At 65.6% G+C, this 1,689-nt stretch carries 2 protein-coding genes; one reads left to right on the forward strand and one right to left on the reverse strand.

Annotation, left to right across the window (positions count from 1 at the left end; genetic code table 11):
• Nucleotides 1-507: dihydrodipicolinate synthase family protein (locus AC3XYG_RS32360; protein ID WP_489144001.1), on the forward strand; the 507-nt coding region annotated here is incomplete at its 5' end.
• A gap of 133 nt (nucleotides 508-640) precedes the next feature.
• On the opposite strand, the gene AC3XYG_RS32365 is transcribed toward AC3XYG_RS32360, so the two are convergent.
• Nucleotides 641-1,099: a DUF1127 domain-containing protein gene (locus tag AC3XYG_RS32365; RefSeq protein WP_489144002.1), complete on the reverse strand. Its 459-nt coding sequence runs from the start codon at nucleotides 1,097-1,099 to the stop codon at nucleotides 641-643.
• Nucleotides 1,100-1,689: the final 590 nt, after the last annotated feature.

A 1,689-nucleotide genomic window follows, 5' to 3' on the forward strand; every position in this document is an offset into this window, starting at 1 on the left:
GTGTACAACCGTGACAATGCGGTGCTGTCGGCCGACACCATCGCCCGGCTGTGCGACGCCTGCCCGAACCTGGTCGGCTTCAAGGACGGCCATGGCCAGGTCGACCAGGTGCTGGAGATCACCCGCCGGATGGGCAGCCGCCTGGCCTATATCGGCGGCATGCCGACGCATGAGGTGTTCGCGGCGCCTTATTTCAGCGCCGGCGTCACCACCTATTCCTCGGCCGTGTTCAACTTCGTGCCGGAGCTGGCGCAGCGCTTCTACCGGGCCCTGCGCGACGGCGACACGGCCACCACCGACACGCTGCTGCGCGACTTCTACTACCCGCTGCTGGCGATCCGGAACCGCGGCAAGGGCTATGCCGTGTCGATCATCAAGGCCGGCCTGGCCGTGACCGGCCGCCCCGCCGGCCCGGTACGCCCGCCGCTGACCGATCTGAAGCCGGAGGAGATGGCGCAGCTGCGCGAGCTTGTGGCCCGGCATGTCGACGCCGCCGTCCCAGCCTGAGGGTTATGCTGGAGAAGAACGGGTCCGGCGCCGCACAAGATGGGCGGGCTTGGTCGAGATCTGGCCTCGCTCGTCCCCGTCCGTCATGCGACGGCGTGGCCGGGAACGGTGACAGTCTCGCCGGTGGCGCAGATCACCGCGATTGCCCAGGCGGTACCGCGGCGTCGCGGCCACGCCTCACCGCGACATGAATCTCGCTTCGGCTGATCCCCAGATCCTGCAATGAGCGGTCATCCAAGGCTTCAAGCGCCGACTGCGCTCTTACGAAGACGACATGGTCCAGCCATGCGCTCCAGATCCTCCTTGCTATTCCGAAGGCCGATTGCGCGTGACTTGCGCCGTGGCTGTCCGCGCGGTCCGGGTGCCCGGAGTCCGGGCTGTCACCAAGGTTGTCGTCGGAACTCGCGCAAGCGACGTTATCGTTCGAAACGTGACGGGATGGTTGGACGAACATTTTCAGTCTCCTCTGCCATCGGCTCCTCCGGCAGCCCGCGGCAATCCGGGCCGAAACGGGTGGTGCTTCAGGAACGCGGCGACGATCATCCGCTCGGCAGTGCAGCGCTGATCGACGGCCCCAAAGGGCTATATCCATCCGTCAAGCGTGCCGGCGCCCTCGTCGTGCCGGATCGAAACGCTCAGCGAAGTCCGGGTGGAGAGCCACGCATTCACCGTCCCGGCATCGCATCGAACGGTGTCGCCTGACCTGCTCCAACATGGCCTCCTCCGGATTTGTAGGGTCATGGAGTGGCCATGAAGATGGTTCTCGCGCGGAATAATCGCCATCCAACGGTGGTGCGGTTCAGGTCACCGAACCGTAGGGGACACCTAGACCTAAGTATCGAACTGCGAACGAGTTCAGGCGGATCAATAGATGTCTGAATGGCTCCCTGCCATGCATCGGCTGTTTCAGGCGGCGGCCTTTCGAAACCGGTCGGCCAGCCACTAAGTCTCGGCGTCGTTCTGGACATGAAGAAGGCTGGCACAACGCGGGCTTTTTCGGTGACGTCGGCGCGGTCCGGCGGCCTCGGCGGCCGGTGTCATCATCCGGTCATGATCACCGTACTAAACCCGGTGGATGCATGACCCCAGGATCGACAGCGCCGCCCCGCCGGCGCCCGTGCAGCCGGCCAGTCGCGGCCGGATCAGCACAGCCGCTGCGCCGCTGCTGGCGCTGGAATCCTA

The organism is Inquilinus sp., assembly GCF_057815775.1.

Coding starts and splice junctions, on each gene's coding strand:
- AC3XYG_RS32365 (WP_489144002.1), bottom strand. CDS start 1,099: ATGGATATAGCCCTTTGGGGCCGTCGATCAGCGCTGCACTGCCGAGCG.